Annotated in this window: 21 protein-coding genes; 8 read left to right on the top strand and 13 right to left on the bottom strand. The window is 56.4% G+C overall.

Annotated elements, in window-relative coordinates; genetic code table 11:
• The 3 genes from ubiH to JAO79_RS04535 all read left to right on the top strand — a co-directional run bounded on the left by ubiH (window position 1) and on the right by JAO79_RS04535 (window position 3,468).
• Window positions 1-1,272: a 2-octaprenyl-6-methoxyphenyl hydroxylase gene (gene ubiH / locus JAO79_RS04525; RefSeq protein WP_199006634.1), complete on the top strand. Its 1,272-nt coding sequence runs from the start codon at window positions 1-3 to the stop codon at window positions 1,270-1,272.
• Window positions 1,262-2,485, top strand: coding sequence for an FAD-dependent monooxygenase (locus tag JAO79_RS04530; RefSeq protein WP_199005935.1), 1,224 nt, complete (start codon window positions 1,262-1,264; stop codon window positions 2,483-2,485). Before ubiH ends, JAO79_RS04530 begins: the two co-directional genes overlap by 11 nt.
• A gap of 68 nt (window positions 2,486-2,553) precedes the next feature.
• On the top strand, window positions 2,554-3,468 hold the full coding sequence (locus JAO79_RS04535; protein ID WP_199005936.1) for a DUF808 domain-containing protein: 915 nt from the start codon (window positions 2,554-2,556) through the stop codon (window positions 3,466-3,468).
• Here the strand turns inward: JAO79_RS04535 and JAO79_RS04540 are convergent.
• From JAO79_RS04540 to ubiE, 10 genes are all read right to left on the bottom strand, one after another.
• Window positions 3,465-4,184: a 16S rRNA (uracil(1498)-N(3))-methyltransferase gene (locus JAO79_RS04540; RefSeq protein ID WP_199005937.1), complete on the bottom strand. Its 720-nt coding sequence runs from the start codon at window positions 4,182-4,184 to the stop codon at window positions 3,465-3,467. The genes JAO79_RS04535 and JAO79_RS04540 overlap by 4 nt on opposite strands.
• A complete protein-coding gene (gene tatC / locus JAO79_RS04545) occupies window positions 4,181-4,957 on the bottom strand; it encodes a twin-arginine translocase subunit TatC (RefSeq protein WP_199005938.1) in 777 nt (258 codons plus the stop codon). The genes JAO79_RS04540 and tatC overlap by 4 nt, the downstream gene beginning before the upstream one ends.
• A complete protein-coding gene (tatB, locus tag JAO79_RS04550) occupies window positions 4,954-5,349 on the bottom strand; it encodes a Sec-independent protein translocase protein TatB (protein ID WP_199005939.1) in 396 nt (131 codons plus the stop codon). The genes tatC and tatB overlap by 4 nt, the downstream gene beginning before the upstream one ends.
• A gap of 12 nt (window positions 5,350-5,361) precedes the next feature.
• Window positions 5,362-5,589, bottom strand: a complete 228-nt coding sequence (gene tatA / locus JAO79_RS04555; protein WP_199005940.1) for a Sec-independent protein translocase subunit TatA — start codon at window positions 5,587-5,589, stop codon at window positions 5,362-5,364.
• An 85-nt stretch (window positions 5,590-5,674) separates the two neighbouring features.
• On the bottom strand, window positions 5,675-6,004 hold the full coding sequence (locus JAO79_RS04560) for a phosphoribosyl-ATP diphosphatase (RefSeq protein WP_199005941.1): 330 nt from the start codon (window positions 6,002-6,004) through the stop codon (window positions 5,675-5,677).
• Window positions 6,005-6,016: 12 nt separating this feature from the next.
• On the bottom strand, window positions 6,017-6,433 hold the full coding sequence (hisI, locus tag JAO79_RS04565; protein ID WP_199005942.1) for a phosphoribosyl-AMP cyclohydrolase: 417 nt from the start codon (window positions 6,431-6,433) through the stop codon (window positions 6,017-6,019).
• A 48-nt stretch (window positions 6,434-6,481) separates the two neighbouring features.
• Window positions 6,482-6,958: a DUF1643 domain-containing protein gene (locus tag JAO79_RS04570; RefSeq protein WP_199005943.1), complete on the bottom strand. Its 477-nt coding sequence runs from the start codon at window positions 6,956-6,958 to the stop codon at window positions 6,482-6,484.
• Window positions 6,959-6,990: 32 nt separating this feature from the next.
• The gene (ubiB, locus tag JAO79_RS04575) at window positions 6,991-8,634 is read right to left on the bottom strand and encodes a ubiquinone biosynthesis regulatory protein kinase UbiB (RefSeq protein WP_199005944.1); all 1,644 of its coding nucleotides are present in this window, start codon (window positions 8,632-8,634) and stop codon (window positions 6,991-6,993) included.
• Window positions 8,631-9,272 carry an SCP2 domain-containing protein gene (locus JAO79_RS04580; protein WP_199005945.1) on the bottom strand — a complete coding sequence of 214 codons (642 nt, stop codon included), beginning with the start codon at window positions 9,270-9,272 and terminating at the stop codon, window positions 8,631-8,633. The genes ubiB and JAO79_RS04580 overlap by 4 nt, the downstream gene beginning before the upstream one ends.
• Window positions 9,272-10,054, bottom strand: coding sequence for a bifunctional demethylmenaquinone methyltransferase/2-methoxy-6-polyprenyl-1,4-benzoquinol methylase UbiE (ubiE, locus tag JAO79_RS04585; RefSeq protein ID WP_199005946.1), 783 nt, complete (start codon window positions 10,052-10,054; stop codon window positions 9,272-9,274). Before ubiE ends, JAO79_RS04580 begins: the two co-directional genes overlap by 1 nt.
• Window positions 10,055-10,170: 116 nt before the next feature.
• On the opposite strand from ubiE, the gene JAO79_RS04590 reads away from it, so the two are divergent.
• Complete coding sequence (locus JAO79_RS04590; RefSeq protein WP_199005947.1) at window positions 10,171-10,449, top strand: polyhydroxyalkanoic acid system family protein; 279 nt, start codon at window positions 10,171-10,173, stop codon at window positions 10,447-10,449.
• 6 nt (window positions 10,450-10,455) lie between these two features.
• Here the strand turns inward: JAO79_RS04590 and JAO79_RS04595 are convergent, their stop codons facing one another.
• Both JAO79_RS04595 and JAO79_RS04600 read right to left on the bottom strand, forming a co-directional pair.
• Entirely contained in the window at window positions 10,456-11,205 is a 750-nt protein-coding gene (locus JAO79_RS04595; protein WP_199005948.1) for an FFLEELY motif protein, read from the bottom strand.
• A gap of 84 nt (window positions 11,206-11,289) precedes the next feature.
• Window positions 11,290-12,213, bottom strand: coding sequence for an alpha/beta hydrolase (locus tag JAO79_RS04600; protein ID WP_199005949.1), 924 nt, complete (start codon window positions 12,211-12,213; stop codon window positions 11,290-11,292).
• A 331-nt stretch (window positions 12,214-12,544) separates the two neighbouring features.
• On the opposite strand from JAO79_RS04600, the gene JAO79_RS04605 reads away from it, so the two are divergent.
• The 4 genes from JAO79_RS04605 (at window position 12,545) to JAO79_RS04620 (ending at window position 18,732) form a co-directional block, all read left to right on the top strand.
• Window positions 12,545-13,906 (top strand): WS/DGAT domain-containing protein, encoded by a 1,362-nt coding sequence (locus tag JAO79_RS04605; protein ID WP_199005950.1) that lies wholly within the window; start codon window positions 12,545-12,547, stop codon window positions 13,904-13,906.
• 174 nt (window positions 13,907-14,080) lie between these two features.
• Window positions 14,081-15,178, top strand: a complete 1,098-nt coding sequence (locus JAO79_RS04610) for a porin (protein ID WP_199005951.1) — start codon at window positions 14,081-14,083, stop codon at window positions 15,176-15,178.
• Between the two features lie 145 nt (window positions 15,179-15,323).
• Window positions 15,324-16,484 carry a nitric oxide-sensing protein NosP gene (nosP, locus tag JAO79_RS04615; protein WP_199005952.1) on the top strand — a complete coding sequence of 387 codons (1,161 nt, stop codon included), beginning with the start codon at window positions 15,324-15,326 and terminating at the stop codon, window positions 16,482-16,484.
• Entirely contained in the window at window positions 16,459-18,732 is a 2,274-nt protein-coding gene (locus JAO79_RS04620) for a NahK/ErcS family hybrid sensor histidine kinase/response regulator (RefSeq protein WP_413785047.1), read from the top strand. The genes nosP and JAO79_RS04620 overlap by 26 nt, the downstream gene beginning before the upstream one ends.
• 28 nt (window positions 18,733-18,760) lie before the next feature.
• Here JAO79_RS04620 and JAO79_RS04625 read toward each other — a convergent pair whose 3' ends face one another.
• Window positions 18,761-19,438 carry a response regulator gene (locus tag JAO79_RS04625; protein WP_227664426.1) on the bottom strand — a complete coding sequence of 226 codons (678 nt, stop codon included), beginning with the start codon at window positions 19,436-19,438 and terminating at the stop codon, window positions 18,761-18,763.
• Between the last annotated feature and the right edge of the window lie 71 nt (window positions 19,439-19,509).

The following is a 19,509-nucleotide window of genomic DNA, read 5'->3' on the forward strand; positions in this document are numbered from 1 at the left end:
ATGGATACCGATCTGATCATCGCCGGCGGCGGCCTGGCGGGCGCAACGTTGGCGCTGGCCGTGGCGCGCGTGGTGCCGGAACTTCGGGTGACCGTGGTCGAGAGTTTTCCGTTGTCGCCAGACGCGCTGCCGGAAGATTATCAACCCAGTTATGACGCCCGTTCGACCGCTCTAGCCTGGGGCTCCCGGGTTATTTTCGAAGAGCTTGGGCTATGGTCTGCTTTATCGGCACACGCCACGCCAATCCGGCATATCCATGTTTCGGATCGTGGCCGTTTCGGGGCGACGCGTCTGCACGCCAAGGATCATCAGCAGGAAGCCTTGGGTTATGTCGCTGACAATCGCTGGATGGGGCTGTGCCTGATGCGCGCCCTGCTGGCGGCCAATGTCCGCTGGGAAGCGCCGGCGGAGGTAACCGGAATGACGCCACTCCACGAGGGGGTGCGTGTCAGCATCCGCAAGGATGGCGAAGAGCAAATGTTGACCGGGCAGTGTTTGGTGGTGGCCGATGGCGGCCGCTCTGGCTTGCGGGAAAAACTGGGATTTCAGCCGCGTACCGTGGATTACGGCCAGAATGCTTTGATTGCTAACGTGACCACCAGCGAATCTCATCAGTTCACGGCCTTTGAGCGTTTTACGGCATCAGGCCCTATGGCTATGTTGCCTCAAGGCGCAACGGACCGTGCCGGGCACGATTCTGCGCTGGTCTGGACCCTGGCCGACGAAGAGCTGCAAACCTTGCTTGAACAGTCTGATGAAGACAAATGCCGCGCCTTGCAGGAGCGCTTCGGTTGGCGTTTAGGTCGCATCACCCGTATCGGACAATGCAATCATTACCCCTTGAAGTTGACCACCGTGGACGAAGCGGTGCGCCCGGGCGTGGTACTCGTCGGGAACGCTGCCCACGCATTGCATCCGGTCGCCGGGCAAGGCTTTAACCTGGCATTACGGGGTTTGATGGCTTTGGTCGAACAGTTCCGCTTGGCCACCGATAACCGTGTATCGATCGGTTCGTTATCCGTGTTGAACGAATACCAGCAGCGCCACTGCCAGGATTGGCAGCAAACCGTGCAATTCTCGGATTCGCTGATACGGGTATTCGGGCAATCTCTGCCGCCTTTGGCGCTCGCTCGTGACGCGGGGTTGATGGGGCTGGATCTGGTGCCCGGTGCCAAACGCTGGTTCGCCCGTAAAGCCATGGGCACCGGTGGGCGAAAGGCTGGCATTCCGTCCGCGAGAGCCGAAGGAGAGGCGGTTCGTCATGAGTCATGAGTCTGGAGTGCAGCGCTTCGAGGTGCTGATAGTCGGCGGCGGTATGATCGGTTCGGCGCTGGCGTTGGGGCTGTCCCGGCAAGGTTGGCAGGTCGGGTTGGTGGAGAGTGCCCCGGTTGATCGTTTGCTTGCGAAACCGGCGCCCGCCGCCAACGTCGAAAGCTTCGAGCCAAGAGTGAGTGCAATTTCACTGGCGAGTGAACGCTTACTGCAGAATTTGGAAGCCTGGCCTCGTGTGCAGGCTGGCCGGCACTGCGGTTACCGGGAAATGATCGTGTGGGACGGCGACGGCACAGGTCGTGTTCATTTCGATGCGGCCGAGCTTCATGCCCGCTCCTTGGGCACGATTGTGGAAAACCGGAATATTGTTCGGGCTTTGTTCGAATCTCTGGCCGAGAGCGACGTCACTTTGATGGATGGCGTGCGGGTTAAAGGTTGGGTTCGTGGTGAGGGTGTGGAGCTGGACGACGGTCGTTTGTTGTCAGCCGATCTGGTGGTCGGGGCCGACGGTGCCATGTCCCGACTCCGCCAGTGGAGCGGGTTGGCCACCCGGGAATGGGATTACGACCAGCAGGCTATTGTGGGCACAGTGCGTACCAGCCAGTCTCATCGCTTTACCGCCTGGCAAAGTTTTACTCCCACCGGGCCACTGGCGTTCTTACCGCTTAATAACGAAACCGGCGATGAGCATTTTTGTTCGTTCGTCTGGTCGCAGGATACGGACGAAGCCCGCCGGTTGATGGCGTTAGATGCCGACAGCTTCCGGCAAGAGCTGGAAGTGGCGATTGAGCGTGAGCTGGGCGAGGTATTGGAGGTTTCCAAGCGATTCTCCTTTCCTCTACGCCAGCGCCATGCCAAGGATTACGTCACCGACGGATTGGCATTGGTGGGCGATGCGGCTCATACCATTCATCCGTTGGCGGGGCAGGGCGCGAACCTCGGTTACGGCGATGTCCGGGTTTTGCTGGAGGAGCTGGGCCGTGCGAAGGAGTTGGGCCTGAACCCGGGCGATAATCTGGTTCTGGCCCGTTACCAGCGTCGCCGTAAGGGTGAGAATCTTACGATGATGGCCGCAATGGAGGGCTTCAAGCAGCTCTTCGCCAGAGACGAACTGCCTGTGCGCTGGCTGCGCAATGCCGGCATGCGCTGGTTCGATAAGCTGGCACCGCTGAAAAATCGCATTGCGGCCGAAGCCATGGGCATTGACGGGTAGCGCTGAAACAGACTATTCCGTAAACTTTTCCTGATCGAATCCGACCCCGGCAGACAAAGGAATTGTTTATGGCAGGCGCCAGCCTTCTCACCCTTCTCGATGACATCGCGACGATGTTGGACGATGTGGCCTTGATGACCAAGGTCGCCGGCAAGAAAACCGCAGGCGTGCTGGGGGACGATCTGGCGCTCAATGCGCAGCAGGTCGCCGGTGTAAAACCCGCTCGTGAATTGCCTGTAGTTTGGGCGGTTGCCAAAGGCTCGATGCTGAACAAATGCATTCTTGTACCCGCGGCAGTCGCAATCAGTTTTTTCCTTCCTTGGTTGGTTATTCCGCTTCTGATGCTGGGTGGCGCATTTTTGTGCTTTGAAGGCTTCGAAAAAGTGGCTCACAAATTCTTGCACGGCAAGGAGGAGCAGGCACACAAAGAAAACCTCCGGGAAGCGTTGAAAAATCCTGACGTGAATCTGAAAGACGTGGAACGGGAAAAGATCAAAGGCGCTATTCGAACCGATTTCATTCTGTCCGCCGAGATTATCGCGATTACTTTGGGCATTGTGGCCGAGAAAAGTCTTGGAATGCAGTTTGCCGTGCTTACGGTCGTCGCGGTGATGGTGACTGTCGTGGTCTACGGTTTGGTGGCCGCTATCGTGAAAATAGACGATGGAGGGTTATACCTGAGCCAGAGAGACTCCGCGGCACTTCAGCGTATCGGTGACGGCATACTTTGGTTGGCGCCTTACATGATGAGGACCCTGACCATTGTTGGCACCGTTGCCATGTTTCTGGTGGGCGGCGGTATCCTCACGCACGGTATTGCGCCCGTTTATGAGGCCATTCGAGGGTTTGCGGCAGAGGTAGGTGGTATCGGCGCTGTGTTGATCCCCACATTGGGTGACGGCCTGTTCGGGCTAATTGCCGGAGGTGTGCTGGTGGCGGTGCTGACGCCGTTCATCAAGCTTTGGCAAAAGCGAACCGCTTAAAGACAGGCGTCGAATAAACGGCTGATCAGCACAGGAACCGCGGTTTCCACCCGAAGAATGCGGGGGCCAAGGTGCACACTTTGGCAACCCGCTTCTTCCAGTTTTCTGACCTCGTAATCGGTAAAACCACCTTCGGGGCCGATGCATATTGCCGCGGGCTCATTCAGATGTGTTGGGCACGGAATGGCGGTGCCCGGATGGGCCACCAAAGCCCGTTTGCCGGCCAGAAGGGCCGGTAGCTCGTCTTCGACAAACGGCTTGAACAGTTTTCGAATGTGTACGTTCGGCATCAGCGTGTCTTTGGATTGCTCGAGCCCCAAAGTCAGGTTGTCACGCAGATTGTCCTCGGACAGCCAGGGCGTTTGCCAAAAGCTTTTCTCGACCTTGTAGCTGTTGATCAGCCAGATATCTTTCACGCCCAGTGAGGCGCAGGTTTGCAGCGTGCGCCTGAACATCTTGGGGCGGGGCATGGCGAGGATCAGGGTCAGGGGTAAAGGCGTGGGTGCAGGCTGCTCCAGAAAGACCTGCAGCTCAGCTTCGGAGTCCGTTAGATGAATGACCTCTCCATAACCCATGGCACCGTTCACGCGGCCCACAGGCAGTGTGTGGCCTGCGCCGGCCTTGAGTACGGTTTTCAGGTGGTCAAAGCGACGACCGCGCAACCGTACGCGATCTGAATCGATGAAATCTTCGTCAAACAGCAGTGCCAGGTTCATTGGCTGTTGCCCAGCTCTTCCTCGTCAGCATCCTGCCGCTCTTTGTAGGCCAGCCGGCCGAATAGAATGCCGAACTCGAACAAGATCCACATGGGAACCGCCAGCAGGGTCTGGGAAATGATATCAGGCGGGGTCAGCAGCATGCCGATGATGAAACAGGCAACCACCACATAGGGCCGTTTGGCGGCAAGATCTTTGGGGGTAGTTGCGCCGGTAAGGATCAGCAGCACTGTGGCAATAGGTATCTCGAAGGCCACGCCGAAAGCGAAGAACATTTTCAGAATGAAGTTCAGATAGCTGGCAATATCCGGTAATTCGATGATGCCTTCCGGCCCGATGGCGGTAAAAAAGCCGAAAACCAGCGGAAAAACCACGAAATAGGCGAAGGTGGCGCCGCCATAAAACAGGATGACGGAGGTAAAGAGCAGCGGAAAGGCCAGGCGTTTTTCATGGGCATAGAGGCCCGGCGCAACAAAGCTCCAGAGCTGGTAAAGAATGATGGGAATGGCGGCAAATACGGCCAATACCAACGCCAGTTTCAACGGCGCGAAAAAGGGCGAGGTGATGTCGGTGGCGATCATCATCTGGCCTTCCGGAAGCAGATCCCGCAACGGCTGTGACAACAGCAGGTAAAGATCGTTGGCGAACGGGTAGATCACCGCAAAGCAGATGATGACGGCCAAAACCATTTTCAATAAACGGTTGCGGAGCTCGAGCAAATGCTCAATGAGCGGCATTTCTGGCGCTTGCTGACTTTCTGGTGATGAACTCATGAACGGTTTTCCGACGAATTCCCCGAGGTTTGGTCCGTATTGCTGGTTGGCTGGTTATCCGGGCTGGAGCGTTCAGGTTGCGCGGGTTGGGTCTTTACCGGACTGTTTTCCGGCAAAATCATGTGCTCGTACTTTTTCGCTTCGTCCAATGCGCCCTTTACGGTTTTTTCCACATCTTCCAGGCCTACGTCACCGGCCTTTCGGAGCTGCTCCCGAAGCTCTTCTGCTTTCAGTTCGCGATCCAGCTCTGAGGTGAACTGTCGGACCATACGGCGCGCGCCGCCTACCCACCGGCCAGCTGTCCGGGCGGCAGAAGGCAGCCGCTCCGGGCCGAGGACGAGCAGTGCGATGATGCCGCAAATCAATAGCTCAACAAAGCCAATATCAAACATTCAGGGGGGCGCTCAGCTCTTTTGCTTTTCCTGAGTTTTCGCGTCAGCCTGAGCTTGTTCGGCCTTTTGGCTTTCCAAGGTGTCTGATTCGTCTTTTTTCTCGTCTTCTTCATTCATGGACTTCTTGAATCCACGAATGGCGCCACCGAGATCGGTGCCAATATTACGAAGCTTCTTGGTTCCGAACAGCAAAATAACGATGCCGAGCACGATGAGAAGTTGCCAGATACTGATACCCATGAGGGATCCTCGTTCTAATGGTTCTGTTTGTCATATTGTACGCCAATGACAACCTTGGGGAGAAATTCTCCTTGGAGGTGTCCCTTCAGGATTGTCGTGACGCTTTTTCTTCCAAACCGGACAGATCAAACCGGCGGGCCAACTCGTCGGTTACGTCTTTTGGGCTCAGGCCGAGGCGAGACAGCATCACCATGGTGTGAAACCACAGGTCGGCGGTTTCGTAGATCACATCCTGAGTATCTCCGGAGTGTTCTGCGTCTTTCGCCGCCAGCAAGGTTTCAGTGCACTCTTCTCCGACCTTTTCCAATATCTTGTTCAGGCCTTTGGCGTGCAGGCTGGCGACGTAGGAGGTGTCGGGGGCCGCTTCTTTGCGGGCCTCAAGAACCTCGGCCAGGCGTTCCAGTACATCACTCACGGGCTTCGCTCCTCAGTTACTGCCATAAATCGCATCAGGGTCTTTCAGTACCGGTTCGGCACTGATCCACTTGCCATCTTCCAGAGTCCGGTAAAAACAGCTCCGGCGGCCAGTATGACAGGCAATGCCGCCCTTTTGCTCCACTTTCAGCAGGATCACGTCGGCATCGCAGTCCAGGCGGATGTCTTTGAGAACCTGCTGATGCCCGGAGCTTTCGCCCTTGCGCCAGAGCTTGCCGCGGGAGCGCGACCAGTACACGGCCTGACCTTCTTCAACTGTGAGCTGAAGGGATTCCCGGTTCATCCAGGCCATCATCAGGATATCGCCGGTTTCGGCGTCCTGGGCAATGGCGGGTACCAGGCCGTCTTCGGTCCAGAGGATGTCGTCTAACCAGCTGGAGCCGCCTAGATTATTCGCTAAATCTTTCATTTCGATGAATCCTGAACAGGGTAAGTGCAAGGGCGAAAGGCATGCGGTTCAGCTCGCGCATTGAGCTTGCACCGGTAGTTTTACAGGCATGAGACTGGCCTTCAAGTAGAGCGGGTGAGCCGGCTCGCCCGATTTGTTCATTCGGATGCAGTGAAGGTCCGGTAACAGGCGATGAATTTCGTCGGAGCGCCCCCTGTGGCTACCGTGATTACCCCACGCCGCAACCGTTAGCTTTGAAGCCTTGGCCAATTGCAGCAACCACTTGTCGTTGTCGTCGCCAACGGGGTCCGGGGCCGTGATCAACTCATCGGGCGTCGCAGCCCGAAAGGCGAACAGGTTGGTCACGTGTACGCCGCCAAAACCCCAGCTTTTGGCAAAATTGGTGCAGCGGGTGATGGTGGGGTTGTCATCGGTCAGAGACGGATTCAGCCCGATAATCATGACGCTTGGCTTATCTGCCTCCCAGGTTCGGCTGAGGGCATAACGGTAGCGTCCGCAGGGCGAATAATGGGTTTGCGTTTCCATGTCGGCTCAGCGGTTGACGGTATAGGGCATGGTTAACGACTGCCCCGAAGCACCAGTGCGCCCGCGCCGGCAAACAGCGCCCACGACCACAGTGGAACGTTCTGAAGCCATTCCGTCGTGCCCGGTTGGGTTCCGGCGATGGCTACGCCAACCAGTGCCAATGCAATGATGCCTCGGCGCCAACGGCGGTCAGTTTTACGCTGCTGTTCGCGTAATAAGGCGAGCGTGTCCTGATTCTGTTGTTCGGTCGGGCCGGCACTTCGCAGTTGCAGTAACGCATCGTGAACCAGTTGCGGCATTTCCGGAGATTGCTCCAGCCAGGAAGGCAAGTGCGTCTGTAAGGATTTAATAAGGCCTGACGGGCCAATGCGCTTACGCATCCAGTTTTCCAAAAATGGTTGTGCCGTGCTCCACAAGTCGAGATCCGGATAGAGCTGGCGGCCCAGCCCCTCAACGTTCAACAGGGTTTTTTGCAGCAATACCAGCTGAGGCTGGACTTCCATATCGAACCGGCGAGCGGTCTGGAACAGGCGCAGCAGAAAATGCCCGAACGAGATATCTTTGAGTGGCTTCTCAAAAATAGGTTCACACACGGTGCGGATCGCCGCTTCGAATTCGTTGATGCGGGTTTCCGGCGGGACCCAGCCGGACTGGATGTGCAGCTGGGCAACCTGCCGGTAATCGCGGCGGAAAAAGGCGAGCAGGTTGCGAGCCAGATAGCTTTGATCGTCCGGCGCCAGAGTGCCGACAATGCCGAAGTCGATGGCGATGTATTGCGGATCCGCCGGATTGGACACATCCACGAAAATGTTGCCCGGGTGCATGTCCGCGTGGAAGAAGCTGTCGCGGAATACCTGGGTGAAGAAAATCTCCACACCCTTTTCGGCCAGCACTTTCATGTTCACGCCGGCAGCCTTCAGCGCTTCGACATCGGCGATGGGGATGCCGTGGATGCGCTCCATCACCAGCACCGATTTGCTGGTGTAATCCCAGTCGATAAACGGGATATAAATCAACGGCGAGTTCTCGAAGTTGCGGCGTAACTGGCTGGCGTTGGCAGCCTCACGCTGCAGGTCCAGTTCGTCGTGGATGGTGGCGTCGTAATCAGCAACCACTTCCACCGGGTGCAGGCGCTTGCCTTCGGACCAGTATTTTTCCAGCAACCCTGCCATCAGGTACATCAGCGCCAGATCCTGGCGAATGACTTTCTCGATACCCGGACGGAGCACTTTGACCACTACTTTCTGGCCATTGCGCAGTGTCGCGGGGTGAACCTGCGCGACCGAGGCGGAGGCCATGGGGTCTGCGCCGAACTCGGCAAACAGTTCCGAAACCGGGGCGCCGAGCGAGCCTTCGATGATGCTCCGGGCCTGATCACTGGGGAAGGGCGGTACTCGATCCTGCAGCTGTTTCAATGATGCCGCCATGTCATCCGGCAACAGGTCGCGCCGGGTAGACAAAATCTGGCCGAATTTGACAAATACCGGCCCTAATTCTTCCAGCGCCAGGCGTAAACGGTCACCTCGGCTCAGTTTGGGCTGAGGGAACAGGTGCCAGGGGGCCAACAAAAAGAAGATCTTCAGAGGCGCGGGCAGCTCCGCCAAGGGCAGGAAGGTGTCGAGCCGGTAGCGGCAAAATACCCAAGCAATTCGGAACAGGCGTTGCAGGCGTGTCACAGGTTCTCCGTATCGGTATCGCTACCAGACAATTCCAAGTGGTTCAGGCGCGCCTCAAGGCGCTCGACCTGCAGATTGAGTTCGTCGATGTCCTGAAAGGTGGCTTCCAGTTCGCGGCGCCCGGGCAGGGCCCGGCTTTCTTCGTGGAGGTATTCTTCAACGTTGGCGTTCATGGTGTGGAACGCGTTTTGGCTCCACTGCACGGCATTGCGGATGCTTTTACCCAGTAGGTGGGCGGGCACGTCGCCAATGTGCCGGGCCATCGCCGCTTCCCAATCGGGTTGAAGCTGATCCATTGCTCGCTGCAACTGATGGGCCAGAGCCGTGTCGCCGGTCACCTGTAGCCGTTCGTCGGCGAAAACGCGGTCGTCGCCCAGAGCCAAAGCCGCAAAGGCGACCGGTTTGCCGGAAATGCTCAGCACAGCTTCGTCATCCGGCTGGCTTCGCACCTGAACCTGATGACCGCCCCGGCCCAACGTCCAGCTGGTGGCGAACGGAGCCGTGATGTTGAACTGCACGGGGCCCGCAAGGGCGCGCAGTAATGCTTCACGGCCAGCCGGGTCCAGCGCCAGCGCCCGGTTCAACGCGGCTTCGACAATGGCGCTGGCCGCCGACAAGAGCGTAGGGCCGGGGAACATCAGGGTTTAATTCCCACGTGCAGTGCGACAATGCCGCCGGTCATGTTGTAGTACTTGCAGTTCACCAGATCTGCGTCTTCCATCATGCCCTTCAGGGTGTCCTGGTCCGGGTGCATACGGATGGACTCGGCCAGGTACTTGTAGCTTTCGCTGTCACCGGCAAAGAGTTGACCCATCAGTGGCAGAGCGCTGAATGAGTAGGTGTCGTAGGCCTTGCTTAGCAGCGGGTTGGTGGGCTTGGAGAACTCCAGCACCATCAATTTGCCGCCCGGCTTCAGGGTGCGGGTCATGTCACGCAGGGCCTGATCTTTATCGGTGACGTTACGCAGGCCGAAGGCGATGGAAACCGCATTGAAGCTGTTGTCGGGGAACGGCAGGTGCTCGGCATCGGCCTGCACATACTCGATGTTGCCGGCATAACCACGGTCGGTCAGGCGGCTGCGGCCCACCTGCAACATGGAGGCGTTGATGTCAGCCAGAACCACTTTGCCCGATGGCCCCACCAGATCGGAGAACTTCATGGTCAGATCGCCAGTGCCGCCGGCAATGTCGAGCACCTGATGGCCGGGGCGAACGCCGCTCAGCTCAATGGTGAAGCGTTTCCACAAACGGTGGATGCCCATCGACATCAAGTCGTTCATGAGGTCGTACTTGCCCGCGACGCTGTGGAAAACTTCGGCCACCTGGCTTGCTTTCTGGCTCTTCGGCACGTTCCGGAAACCGAAATGGGTCACGTCGTCCTGGCTGTCGCCGGGGGTGCCTGGCGTTTGCTGCTCGCTCATGGGAGAGGGTCCTGTCAGAAACTGAATGCTGTATTCTAACTGTTGAGGTGTTGGCTACAAGTTTATTACCGGCTTACACTGTAAAACCGTTTCCAAATAGCTGAGAAAACTGATTCATGTCTGTTATCGATATCCACCGTGCCCATGAACTGGACAAAGAACACGCTCGCGATGCGGCCGAAACTCTGGCCAAAGACCTGTCGCAGAAATTTGATTTGAACTATCTGTGGGAAGGCGATCAGCTGAAGTTCAAGCGCAGTGGCGTGAAAGGCCAGCTCAACATTGCGGAATCTGATCTGCACATTCATTTGGAGTTAGGGTTGATGCTGCGTCCGTTTAAGTCTCGCATCGAGCAGGAAATTCATACCCAGCTGGACCAGATCGTCAAGGCGTAAGCCGCCTTACAGGTCACCCGACAGCGAGAAAGGCTCCGGGTGGCCGGCCAGTATATTGTCCATCACTCGTTGTTCCCGGCTGATCAGCCGTTCGATCAGCACATCCACCTTGTCCATTTTCCGGAACGCCGTGTAGCCACGGTGAATAAAACCGTGCAGATCGGCCAGCTCGGCTCTTTCCGCAGCCCCCCGAGTCATCGACAGCAACCACCCCAAACTGCGGTTGCGCACGTAGCGGTCCATTTGCCGACCGGTGATCGAGACCAGTTCCAGCTGACGTTTGCGAATTTCCAGCTGGCCGCTGGCGCGGTAGCCCTCACACCAATCTTCCGCGGTAATGTTCGCGAAGCTCCGGTCATTCCCGTGAAACCACTCGGCCAGCTCAAGATCGAGGCTTTGGGTGACCAGGTTCAGTTCCACCAATCCGGAAAAGGTGCCCAGCAGGTTGTCCGGTAACCACTTCACCATTTTAGGGAAAATTCGGTCTACGTTGTCGTCGCGCCGGGTCATGCCGGCCGGTGCGTACAGGTCAGACAGCAAAAATTCCAGCCCGGTGTGGTAGCCCGGGTGTTGGTAGAGGTCCTGGTGGGTGGATTTCAAGCGTTCGGCTTGCCAGTCCGCGAGCTTGAGGGTGCCTTCTTGCAGCGGGTGATTGGATTTGAGCTGGCGGAAATCGTGGTATTCGAGCAATAAGCGTTTAAGCCTGTGCGCATTTTCCGTATGCACTTCGGTTGTGATCAGGCGGTCACGATACATGCCAGAGCTCCACTAAGCTGAACTTGAAAGCGCTCAGTTTAGCGAAGCCACGCCACCGGTGCATCTGCAGCGTGCGAGCAGCGATCAGGCCTGGGCCGTATTGGGAAGCGGCTCGAAGTCTGGCAGCCACTCAACGCTGTCGAGGGTGACAAAATGACTGGGAGCCGAGGTTTCGACAATGCGCATGGTGGTCGGGCTGGTTCTGGCGCTGGCCAGCATCGCGGTGCGGTCAAGGATGCGGTCGGTGGCCGGAATCAGGAAGGTGCCGTAACGGATGTGTTGATATACCGAGCAGTCTGTGCGATCCATCCATTCCATGATGTCTTCGATGTTCCGCACAATGGTGAGATGGTCTTTGGTGGCACAGAACAGCTTGCTCAGCAGCTGGCGTTTACGCGGGTTCATCTTGCCAAAAAAAGTCTGGCCGTAGGCCGATTGCGGCGCACTGTTAATTAACCGGATGATCCAGGGCCACATGCCATGACTGACCGGCTCCAGCAATGTGGTTACCAGCGCGTGCAGCTTGCCTTGGGGCAGAACGGGCGCTTCCAGAACAACTTCAACCTCTTCGTACAGTTCAGGCCACTGACGAATCGCCTCCAGAATCACAGCGCCGCCCCGGGAATGCCCGTGCACGCGGATATTCCGGGTTGTGGGAAGATTCTGCAGAGCCTGATTGAGAATACAGGCATCGTATTCGATGGTGCCTTCCAGATACTTGATGGGAACTTCCCATTCTGCTTTTTCAGGCGTCACGCCGTTAACCGGAATGTGGTAGTTGCTGCAGGTCAGCAGGATCAGCTCGGTGGTGGACGCATCATAGGTTTGCGTGAAATAACAATGGTTTTCCAGAAAGCCGTGCACGCCGATAACCGTGTGCTCTGCGCTGCTGCTGTGGTTGCGTGTAGAGACCGCACCTTTGCCGACTCGATATACATGGCCCGAGAACATCTCGGAGTATGCGATATCGATCGGTTTAATCAGCTTGCGAATGTGACTGGCTTTCATAGTTGTTTCTCCCGGCACGGCTACTTGTTGTTGGATTATTCGTAGCTTGTGTCCCAGTTGTAGCTCGAATGCTCTGTGTGTGGAATTGCCCGTCTGCCCACACAAATGACGAATTTGGGCCAAGCGAGTGTTCGCTTGTCGTTTGTACAACAATCGCACTAAGTGATATCTCCAGTATAGAGCGAAACCATACAGTAACGTAACTTTTTGTAATTATGTGCGGTGGTTGGAATATGGAGACGGTACCCTGACTCTGGCACAATGCAGAGCTCGCAATAATAAGACATTCAATCGGGGAACTTCAGGTTTGAGCCAAGAGCAATCGCATCTCATGTTGCCTTCGGATTCGGCCTGGCTGGCTTTGGAACAGCCGGATAACCCTATGACCATTACCGTCATGCTTCGGGTTGAAGGCCTTACCGCGGCCCGTTTCCGGGAATTCCTTAACGTATATTGGGTGGCCTGGGAGCGTTTTTTATATCGCCCTGTGTGGCGTGCCCCGGCGTGGTATTGGCAGGCAGACCCTACCTTTAACAGTGCTCGCCATCTGGACGTTGTGCAAGACAGGTTTGACCCTGCTCAGTTGAAGGACTGGGTTTCCACGCGTCTTAACGACCCCTTGCCCGTTTATCGCCCGCTCTGGAAGTTTTGGCTGGCACCCAATGCAGAAGGTGGTGCGGCGTTGCTGCTGAGAATTCACCATTGTTACGCCGATGGTTTAGCTCTGCTGGATGTTTTTGACCAACTGTGCCCCTCGTCACCAAGGCAATACCCCGCCTTATACGGTGCCCCGGAAGAAGCCAAACTGGGTCAGTGGACTGAAGTGGCCCAGCAGTGGCTGGGATCCATGCTGGCCCAAGTAGGAGCCACTGCTGTGCCCGGTGCAGGCGCAGGTTCGGGCTCGCCGCAAAAGCATGTGGGTAAGGCCGTGCAAAGCGGGGCTCGCCTGGTGCACAAGATCAGCGAGTTTCTGATCGAGGATGAAGAAACACCGTCTGACCTTAAGCGGCCCTTACTTGGGCGCCGGCGCTGCAGCTGGTCTGCACCGGTTGAGCTCGAACGCTTCCGCAAGATCGCGAAAAGCACTCATACGACCATCAACGATGTGTTACTGGCTTGTGTGGCGGCCGCTGTGCGCCCGAAACTTGGTTTGGCTCCGGAACAACTGGACAACGCGGTTATGCATGCGGCGGTACCGGTTGATGTCCGCGTGCAAATGCCCAAAGGCATCAAGCCGGAGGCGGGCGAGCTTGGCAATTGCTTCGGCACGGTCTTCGTGCCACTGCCCGTCGATGGGGAGAGCGCGCTGGAGCGCTTGTTCCGGGTCAAGCACGAAACCCGAAAACTCAAGAAAAGCATCCAGCCGGGGCTGGCCTGGGGCCTGACGGCGTGCGCGCCATTGTTACCGGAAGTGGGAAGAAAACCTCTGGCTGATTTGTTTTACCGAAAAGCCTCAGCGGTGGTTTCCAATGTGCGGGGCACCGCGGAAACGCGTTATCTGGCCGGCTGTGAGATTAAAGAACAGATGTTCTGGGTGCCGCAAGCCGGCGATATCGGCTTGGGCGTAAGCGTTGTCAGCTATGACGGCCAGGTGCAGTTCGGTGTGGTGGCCGATGACGCGGTGTTAGCGTGTCCTGATGACTTCCTGGACGATTGTTTGGCCGAATTAGAGCAATTCCCGGGTGAGTCGTAACCCGAAAGTTTGATATCCGATGCCTCCCAAATGAGCAGGCAATCTACTCTCACGAACAATATTCCCGAAGATGCCATTCCCTGACTATGGGCTTCAGGCACCTGCAGGTGCTTGTGGTCGCCGCACCCTGCGGTGGCTTCTGATCCCAGATTTCAAACAACAACCGGGGGATGTATGACCATTAAAATGAAACCTTCAGGGTTAGTGCTGGTGGCAGGCGTATCAATGGCGTTCAGTGCAGGTACCCAGGCGGCCGTTGAGATATACAATCAGGACGGAACCGCGTTTTCTGCGGATGGGTATTTCAATGCGTTTTATGTGAATCGTGATGATGATATCGGAGATGTGCGCGATTCCGATGTGAAGATGGGCTTCTTACCCAACACGATTGGCTTCAACTTTAGCAAAGAGATCGGAGAGCTGACGCTTGGCGGTCGTTCTTCATTCTGGAGCACCATCAACGACAGCCTGCAATCGCCGACGGACACCAGTATTGATGTGCGCCAGCTATACGCGACGGTAGACGGCGCCTTTGGGCAGGTGCTGTTTGGTAAGGATTTCGGTTTGTATGCGCGCTCAAACATCTTCCGGGACGAATTGCTGATGGGGTTTGGTTCTCCCGGCGCTGCGACGGGTGTCTCCTTCGGTAACATCCGTTCAGGTTATCCCTACCCAAACCCCTCCGCCCAGATTACCTACCGGTCTCCGAGTATGGGTGGGTTGGAAGTGGCTGCGGGTATTTTTGAGCCCGCAAACACAACCGGTACAGGTTCTGAGCAAAAACTGCCGCGATTTGAGGCTGAGGTTACCTACAGCGTTGATGTTGGAGGGGTGGCTATGGCCGGTTGGATAAGCGGACGGCACCAGAGTTCAGAGAGTGCAGCGGCGGAGATTGACAGTCAGGGTGTCGGTTACGGTTTGACGGCGTCGGTGGCAGGGGTTTCGGTGACAGCGTCCGGTTTTCAATCGAAAGGGGATGTTCCGGTGTTGATCAGCGATACGCGTCTGGCCTCTGAAGAGGATGCGGAAGGGTACCTGTTGCAAGGTTCGTACACTTTGGGGGCAAACCGGTTTGTTGCGTCTTATGGCGAAACAGAGTCGGATCAGGGCGATTTTGACACCGAAAACACTTCGTTGGCCGTGTTCCATGAGGTGAATAGCCATTTCAAATTGGTGGCCGAGTACAACCTGTTCGAGCAGACGACTAAGACATCGGGTGCCGCCGTGGCCGATACTGGCACTTTGGCAGCAGGGGCGATCGTCACGTTTTGATCCGCAGGGCAGGTGCTGATAGCGGTGCCAGCATCTGTCTTTTCCGACTAAAGTGCCTTATTAAAAAGCACCGAAGTCGAATTTTACTGTGATGGCACCAGCGTAGAATCAAAACGATCTACCTTTTCGCTCGAGAGGCGCGTCAATGCAGCCAGATATTCAGGAACCAGCGGTCCGAACCGCTAGCGTTAGCTTGAGTGAGCCTGAACTGGCTGCGGCGGAACTTTCCCGCCAGCTCCGTCATGGAAATCTCGGTTGTGTGCTGTTCTTTTGTTCGGTTGAATTTGACCTGGAACGCTTGGGACCCGCTATTCAGACAGCATTTCCGAGTATCCGCGTCTATGGCTGTACGTCTGCTGGTGAACTGACCGAGCGGGGCTATGACCGCGGAAGTATCAGCGCGCTGGGTTTTGATGCCCGTTACTTTGCCATCGATTGTGCGCTGATTAACGAGTTTGATGGTTTTACCCTGCAAAACGCCCAGAGCGTGATAGACGGTTTGCTGAATACCTGTCGCGAAGCGCGCTTGGCACCGGTGAGCGGCAATACCTTTGCAATCACCATGCTTGATGGGTTATCGAGCCGTGAAGAACTGGTACTGACGACCCTGAATGCGGCTTTGGGCTCTATTCCCCAGTTCGGAGGTTCCGCCGGCGATGATGAGCGATTGGCCGGCACCCATGTGTATTTTGGCGGCCGCTTTCACCGTAGTGCTGCAACGGTGCTGCTGGTAAATACACCGCTGGATTTTCGCGTGTTTTCTACACACCACATGCAGGAACTGACTGAAAAACTGGTGGTAACCCGCGCCTGCCCGGAAACCCGTACCGTCTTCGAATTGAACGCAGAGCCCGCAGCGGAGGTATACGCCCGCACAGTGGGGGTCTCTGAAGACCAGCTGGACCGGAGGGTCTTCGCTTTGCAGCCCTTGGGAGTAAAGGTTGGCGGGAACTGCTTCGTTCGCTCCGTGCAGAGGGTGAATCCAGATGGCAGCCTGACATTTTATTGCGCGGTGGAAACCGGAATTGTGATGACGGCCCTGAGCCGGGGGTCATTATTAGAGAGTGTCCGGGCACAACTTGCAGCCTCGGAACGGGTAGTGGGAAAACCCTTGGTGACACTTGCGTGCGACTGTTTCTTGCGTCGGTTGGAAGCCGAACTGACCGGGCAGGCGGAGTCTGTCTCGGCATTCTTGCGTGACCACAAGGTGGTGGGCTTTAACTCTTACGGCGAGCAATTTAACGGCATGCACATAAACCAGACGTTTACGGGGGTGGTCATTGGTCAGCCTGAATTCCCTGGTTAGCGCGGGTGGTCGCTCAGAGGCGGCGGCTAAAGATCGTCGTATTGCAGAACTGGAGGCGGAGAATGAACGGCTTCGACGCATTCGCGACGCTTTGATTGTCCGGGTGGAATCCGGCTCGACGCACAAGCCAGCGCCTTATGCGGCGTTCGAGCATTCGGTCATTCTTGCAGAGCAGGTGCGGGAGCGTACCGAAGCGCTTAACCTCGCAATGGATGAATTGAAGGCTAGTCATAAGGCTCTTAGCCAGGCCAGAGAAGAGGATGCAACTTCCAGACAACGGTTGAGTGACGCAATCGAAAATATCGCCGATGGCTTCGTGCTTTTCGACAGCGACCACTGCTTGATTCAGACCAACAGTCGTTTCCGGAGTTATTGGGAGCATGCCGGTGCGCCTGTGCCGGAAGTAGGCACTCACATTGATGCCATCAAGGCTCTGGCTGTGACCTCGGGGTTAATCGTGGAAGAGCAACGCCATGAAGATGCTGAAGGTGTGCTCTTTCTGTTGTCGAACGGTCGTTGGGTACAGATGACTGAGCGACTAACCCGAGAGGGTGGGCTGGTGGTGTTGTACTCGGACATCACTGACGTAAAAAACAGTGAAATGGCCCGTCGAATCAGAGCGCTGGAAGAAAGCGAGCGCTGGATACGGGTGGTAACCGACCATGTGCCTGCGTTGATTGCCTACGTGGGTGCAGACCTTCGGGTGCAGTTTTGCAACAAGGTCTATGAGGCTTGGTATGGCCGCAATGGGGGCTCACCGTTAGGTAAGCGCCTAGAACTCGTGCATTCTGACGAGCTCTATCAACGCCTGTTGCCTCAGATTTTGGAAGTGCTGGATGGCCACAATGTAACGTTCGAATTCGAAGAGGAGACGGAGCAGGGAGAACCTCGCTATATGTTGCGGTCCTATGTGCCCAACCGCGATGAAACCGGCGCGGTTACGGGTTTTTTTGTACTGATTCGGGATATCACCGATCGGCGCAAGACCGCGATGGCACTGGAACAGGCATACGATGATCTGGAACACCGGGTTCGTGAACGTACCGCGGCATTGACCGGGCTGAACCAGAAACTTCGAGACGAGATCGCCGAGCGTTCTGCGGTAGAAGCCCGGTTAAGAGAGGCCAAGCAAGAGGCAGAGCAGGCGAACTTGTCCAAAACCAAGTTTCTGGCTGCGGTCAGCCACGACCTCTTGCAGCCATTGAACGCTGCCCGGTTGTTTACCAGCGCCTTGCTGGAGCATAGTTTCGGGCCGAAAGCCGAAGGGTTGGTACGTTCTGTTAGCTCGTCACTCGATGATGTTGAAAATCTGCTGGGAACCCTGGTAGACATCTCGAAACTGGATGCAGGTGTTGTTACACCGGATGTCACTGCTTTCGACCTGCGGGATTTGCTCAATAATATCGCCCGGGAATTCAGGCAAATGGCTTCAGTGGAGGGGCTGGCTCTGCATTTTGTGCCCAGCTCCATGGTGGTCCGGTCTGACTCTCAGTTGCTGGCCCGCATCCTTCGAAACTTTCTGACCAATGCGATCCGATACACCGGGCAGGGCCGGATTTTATTGGGATGCCGCCGCCAGCGTGATCATGTGCTGCTACAGGTGTGGGATACCGGGCCTGGCATTCCCGCCGATAAACTTCCCGAGATCTTTCAGGAGTTCAAACGAATCCGGCCAAAGGGCGCACAGGTCGACAAAGGTTTAGGGCTTGGGCTGGCGATTGTCGAAAAGATTGCCCGAATTCTGGGCCACGACATTTCGGTCTCATCGGTTGAGGGCAAAGGCTCGGTGTTTACGGTTAGGGTGCCTATTGGTGAAACCGGGCACAGACAGCCGGCTTCGCCCCGGGCGCTGGCGCCGGCGCAGGATAGGAGTCTGTTCGGAGTGCGAGTTTGGGTGATTGATAACGATCGGGCTATTTGCGAGGGCATGCAAACGTTGCTCGAAGGCTGGGGTTGCGAGGTTATTACCGCGGTGTCGGTTGAGGACCTGGCGGCTCAGGCCGATATAGCCAGTACGTCCGTTGATCTGCTGCTGGCGGATTATCACCTGGATGAGGGGGCAAATGGTGTGGATGCTGTTGCCGAGATTAACGGCCAGCGAGCTGAGCCGGCGCCGGTGTTGATGATCACTGCAAACTACACCAACGAGTTGAAACAACACATTCGAGAGCTGGGCTATTTGCTAATGAACAAGCCGGTCAAACCGTTGAAGCTTCGAAGTGTGTTACATCACGTGGTGCGTCAATAAGAGCCGTAGTGTAACTGGCCGGCTCTGTTCAGCGCTTGAGGTACTGGCTGAAGTCCACATCGCCAGCAGACAAGATGGCCTGTACCCGGTTATGCACGCCCAGCTTTCTCAGGATGGCTGACACATGGGCTTTCACAGTGGTTTCGGCGATATTGAGGTTGTAGGCAATCTGCTTGTTGGATTCCCCTTTAGCCATGCGCTCAAGTACAAGTAGCTGGCGTCGGGTCAGAGAACTCAGCAGTTCCGGCGAAATCAGGTTTTCTTCGTTGCGGGTGCGGCGTTGAGTGTTTTCTTTGCCGGTTCGGATAATGTCTGAAGGCAGATACACGTTACCGTTCAGTATCTGTTGTATCGCTTCAGTCATCTGAGGCCGAGGCGAGGATTTTGTAATGAAGCCGACCGCACCGTATGTGATTGCCTGAAGCACCACTTGTTTATCTTCTTCTGCAGACACGATTACCACCGGAATAGTGGGTGCTTCGTTACGCAGGGTGATCAGACCGTTCAGACCGTGCATGCCCGGCATGTTCAGGTCCAGCAGAATCAAGTCAAGGTCGTCGTTCTTCCGGGTGAGTTCAAGGGCGCTATCCAGATCATCGGTTTCGAGAATGTCGCTGCCCTCGAAACCGGAGGCGATTACGCTGCTAATGGCTTCCCGGAACAGAGGGTGGTCGTCGGCAATCAGAATCTTGTAGGCCGGCTCCATGGGCGGTTCTACCTGTTTGTTTTCATTCTGAGGGATGGCTTCCGAGTGATGATACCGGTTTTCGGAAGAGA

The organism is Marinobacter litoralis (genome assembly GCF_016427555.1).
GTDB classification, from domain to species: Bacteria; Pseudomonadota; Gammaproteobacteria; order Pseudomonadales; family Oleiphilaceae; genus Marinobacter; species Marinobacter litoralis_A.

Bases quoted from the DNA above. Each gene is read 5' to 3' on its own strand.
- ubiH (WP_199006634.1), top strand. From the start codon at position 1: ATGGATACCGATCTGATCATCGCCGGCGGCGGCCTGGCGGGCGCAACG.
- JAO79_RS04530 (WP_199005935.1), top strand. From the start codon at position 1,262: ATGAGTCATGAGTCTGGAGTGCAGCGCTTCGAGGTGCTGATAGTCGGC.
- JAO79_RS04535 (WP_199005936.1), top strand. From the start codon at position 2,554: ATGGCAGGCGCCAGCCTTCTCACCCTTCTCGATGACATCGCGACGATG.
- JAO79_RS04540 (WP_199005937.1), bottom strand. From the start codon at position 4,184: ATGAACCTGGCACTGCTGTTTGACGAAGATTTCATCGATTCAGATCGC.
- tatC (WP_199005938.1), bottom strand. From the start codon at position 4,957: ATGAGTTCATCACCAGAAAGTCAGCAAGCGCCAGAAATGCCGCTCATT.
- tatB (WP_199005939.1), bottom strand. From the start codon at position 5,349: ATGTTTGATATTGGCTTTGTTGAGCTATTGATTTGCGGCATCATCGCA.
- tatA (WP_199005940.1), bottom strand. From the start codon at position 5,589: ATGGGTATCAGTATCTGGCAACTTCTCATCGTGCTCGGCATCGTTATT.
- hisI (WP_199005942.1), bottom strand. From the start codon at position 6,433: ATGAAAGATTTAGCGAATAATCTAGGCGGCTCCAGCTGGTTAGACGAC.
- JAO79_RS04570 (WP_199005943.1), bottom strand. From the start codon at position 6,958: ATGGAAACGCAAACCCATTATTCGCCCTGCGGACGCTACCGTTATGCC.
- JAO79_RS04580 (WP_199005945.1), bottom strand. From the start codon at position 9,272: ATGTTCCCCGGCCCTACGCTCTTGTCGGCGGCCAGCGCCATTGTCGAA.
- ubiE (WP_199005946.1), bottom strand. From the start codon at position 10,054: ATGAGCGAGCAGCAAACGCCAGGCACCCCCGGCGACAGCCAGGACGAC.
- JAO79_RS04590 (WP_199005947.1), top strand. From the start codon at position 10,171: ATGTCTGTTATCGATATCCACCGTGCCCATGAACTGGACAAAGAACAC.
- JAO79_RS04595 (WP_199005948.1), bottom strand. From the start codon at position 11,205: ATGTATCGTGACCGCCTGATCACAACCGAAGTGCATACGGAAAATGCG.
- JAO79_RS04600 (WP_199005949.1), bottom strand. From the start codon at position 12,213: ATGAAAGCCAGTCACATTCGCAAGCTGATTAAACCGATCGATATCGCA.
- JAO79_RS04605 (WP_199005950.1), top strand. From the start codon at position 12,545: ATGTTGCCTTCGGATTCGGCCTGGCTGGCTTTGGAACAGCCGGATAAC.
- JAO79_RS04610 (WP_199005951.1), top strand. From the start codon at position 14,081: ATGACCATTAAAATGAAACCTTCAGGGTTAGTGCTGGTGGCAGGCGTA.
- nosP (WP_199005952.1), top strand. From the start codon at position 15,324: ATGCAGCCAGATATTCAGGAACCAGCGGTCCGAACCGCTAGCGTTAGC.
- JAO79_RS04625 (WP_227664426.1), bottom strand. From the start codon at position 19,438: ATGGAGCCGGCCTACAAGATTCTGATTGCCGACGACCACCCTCTGTTC.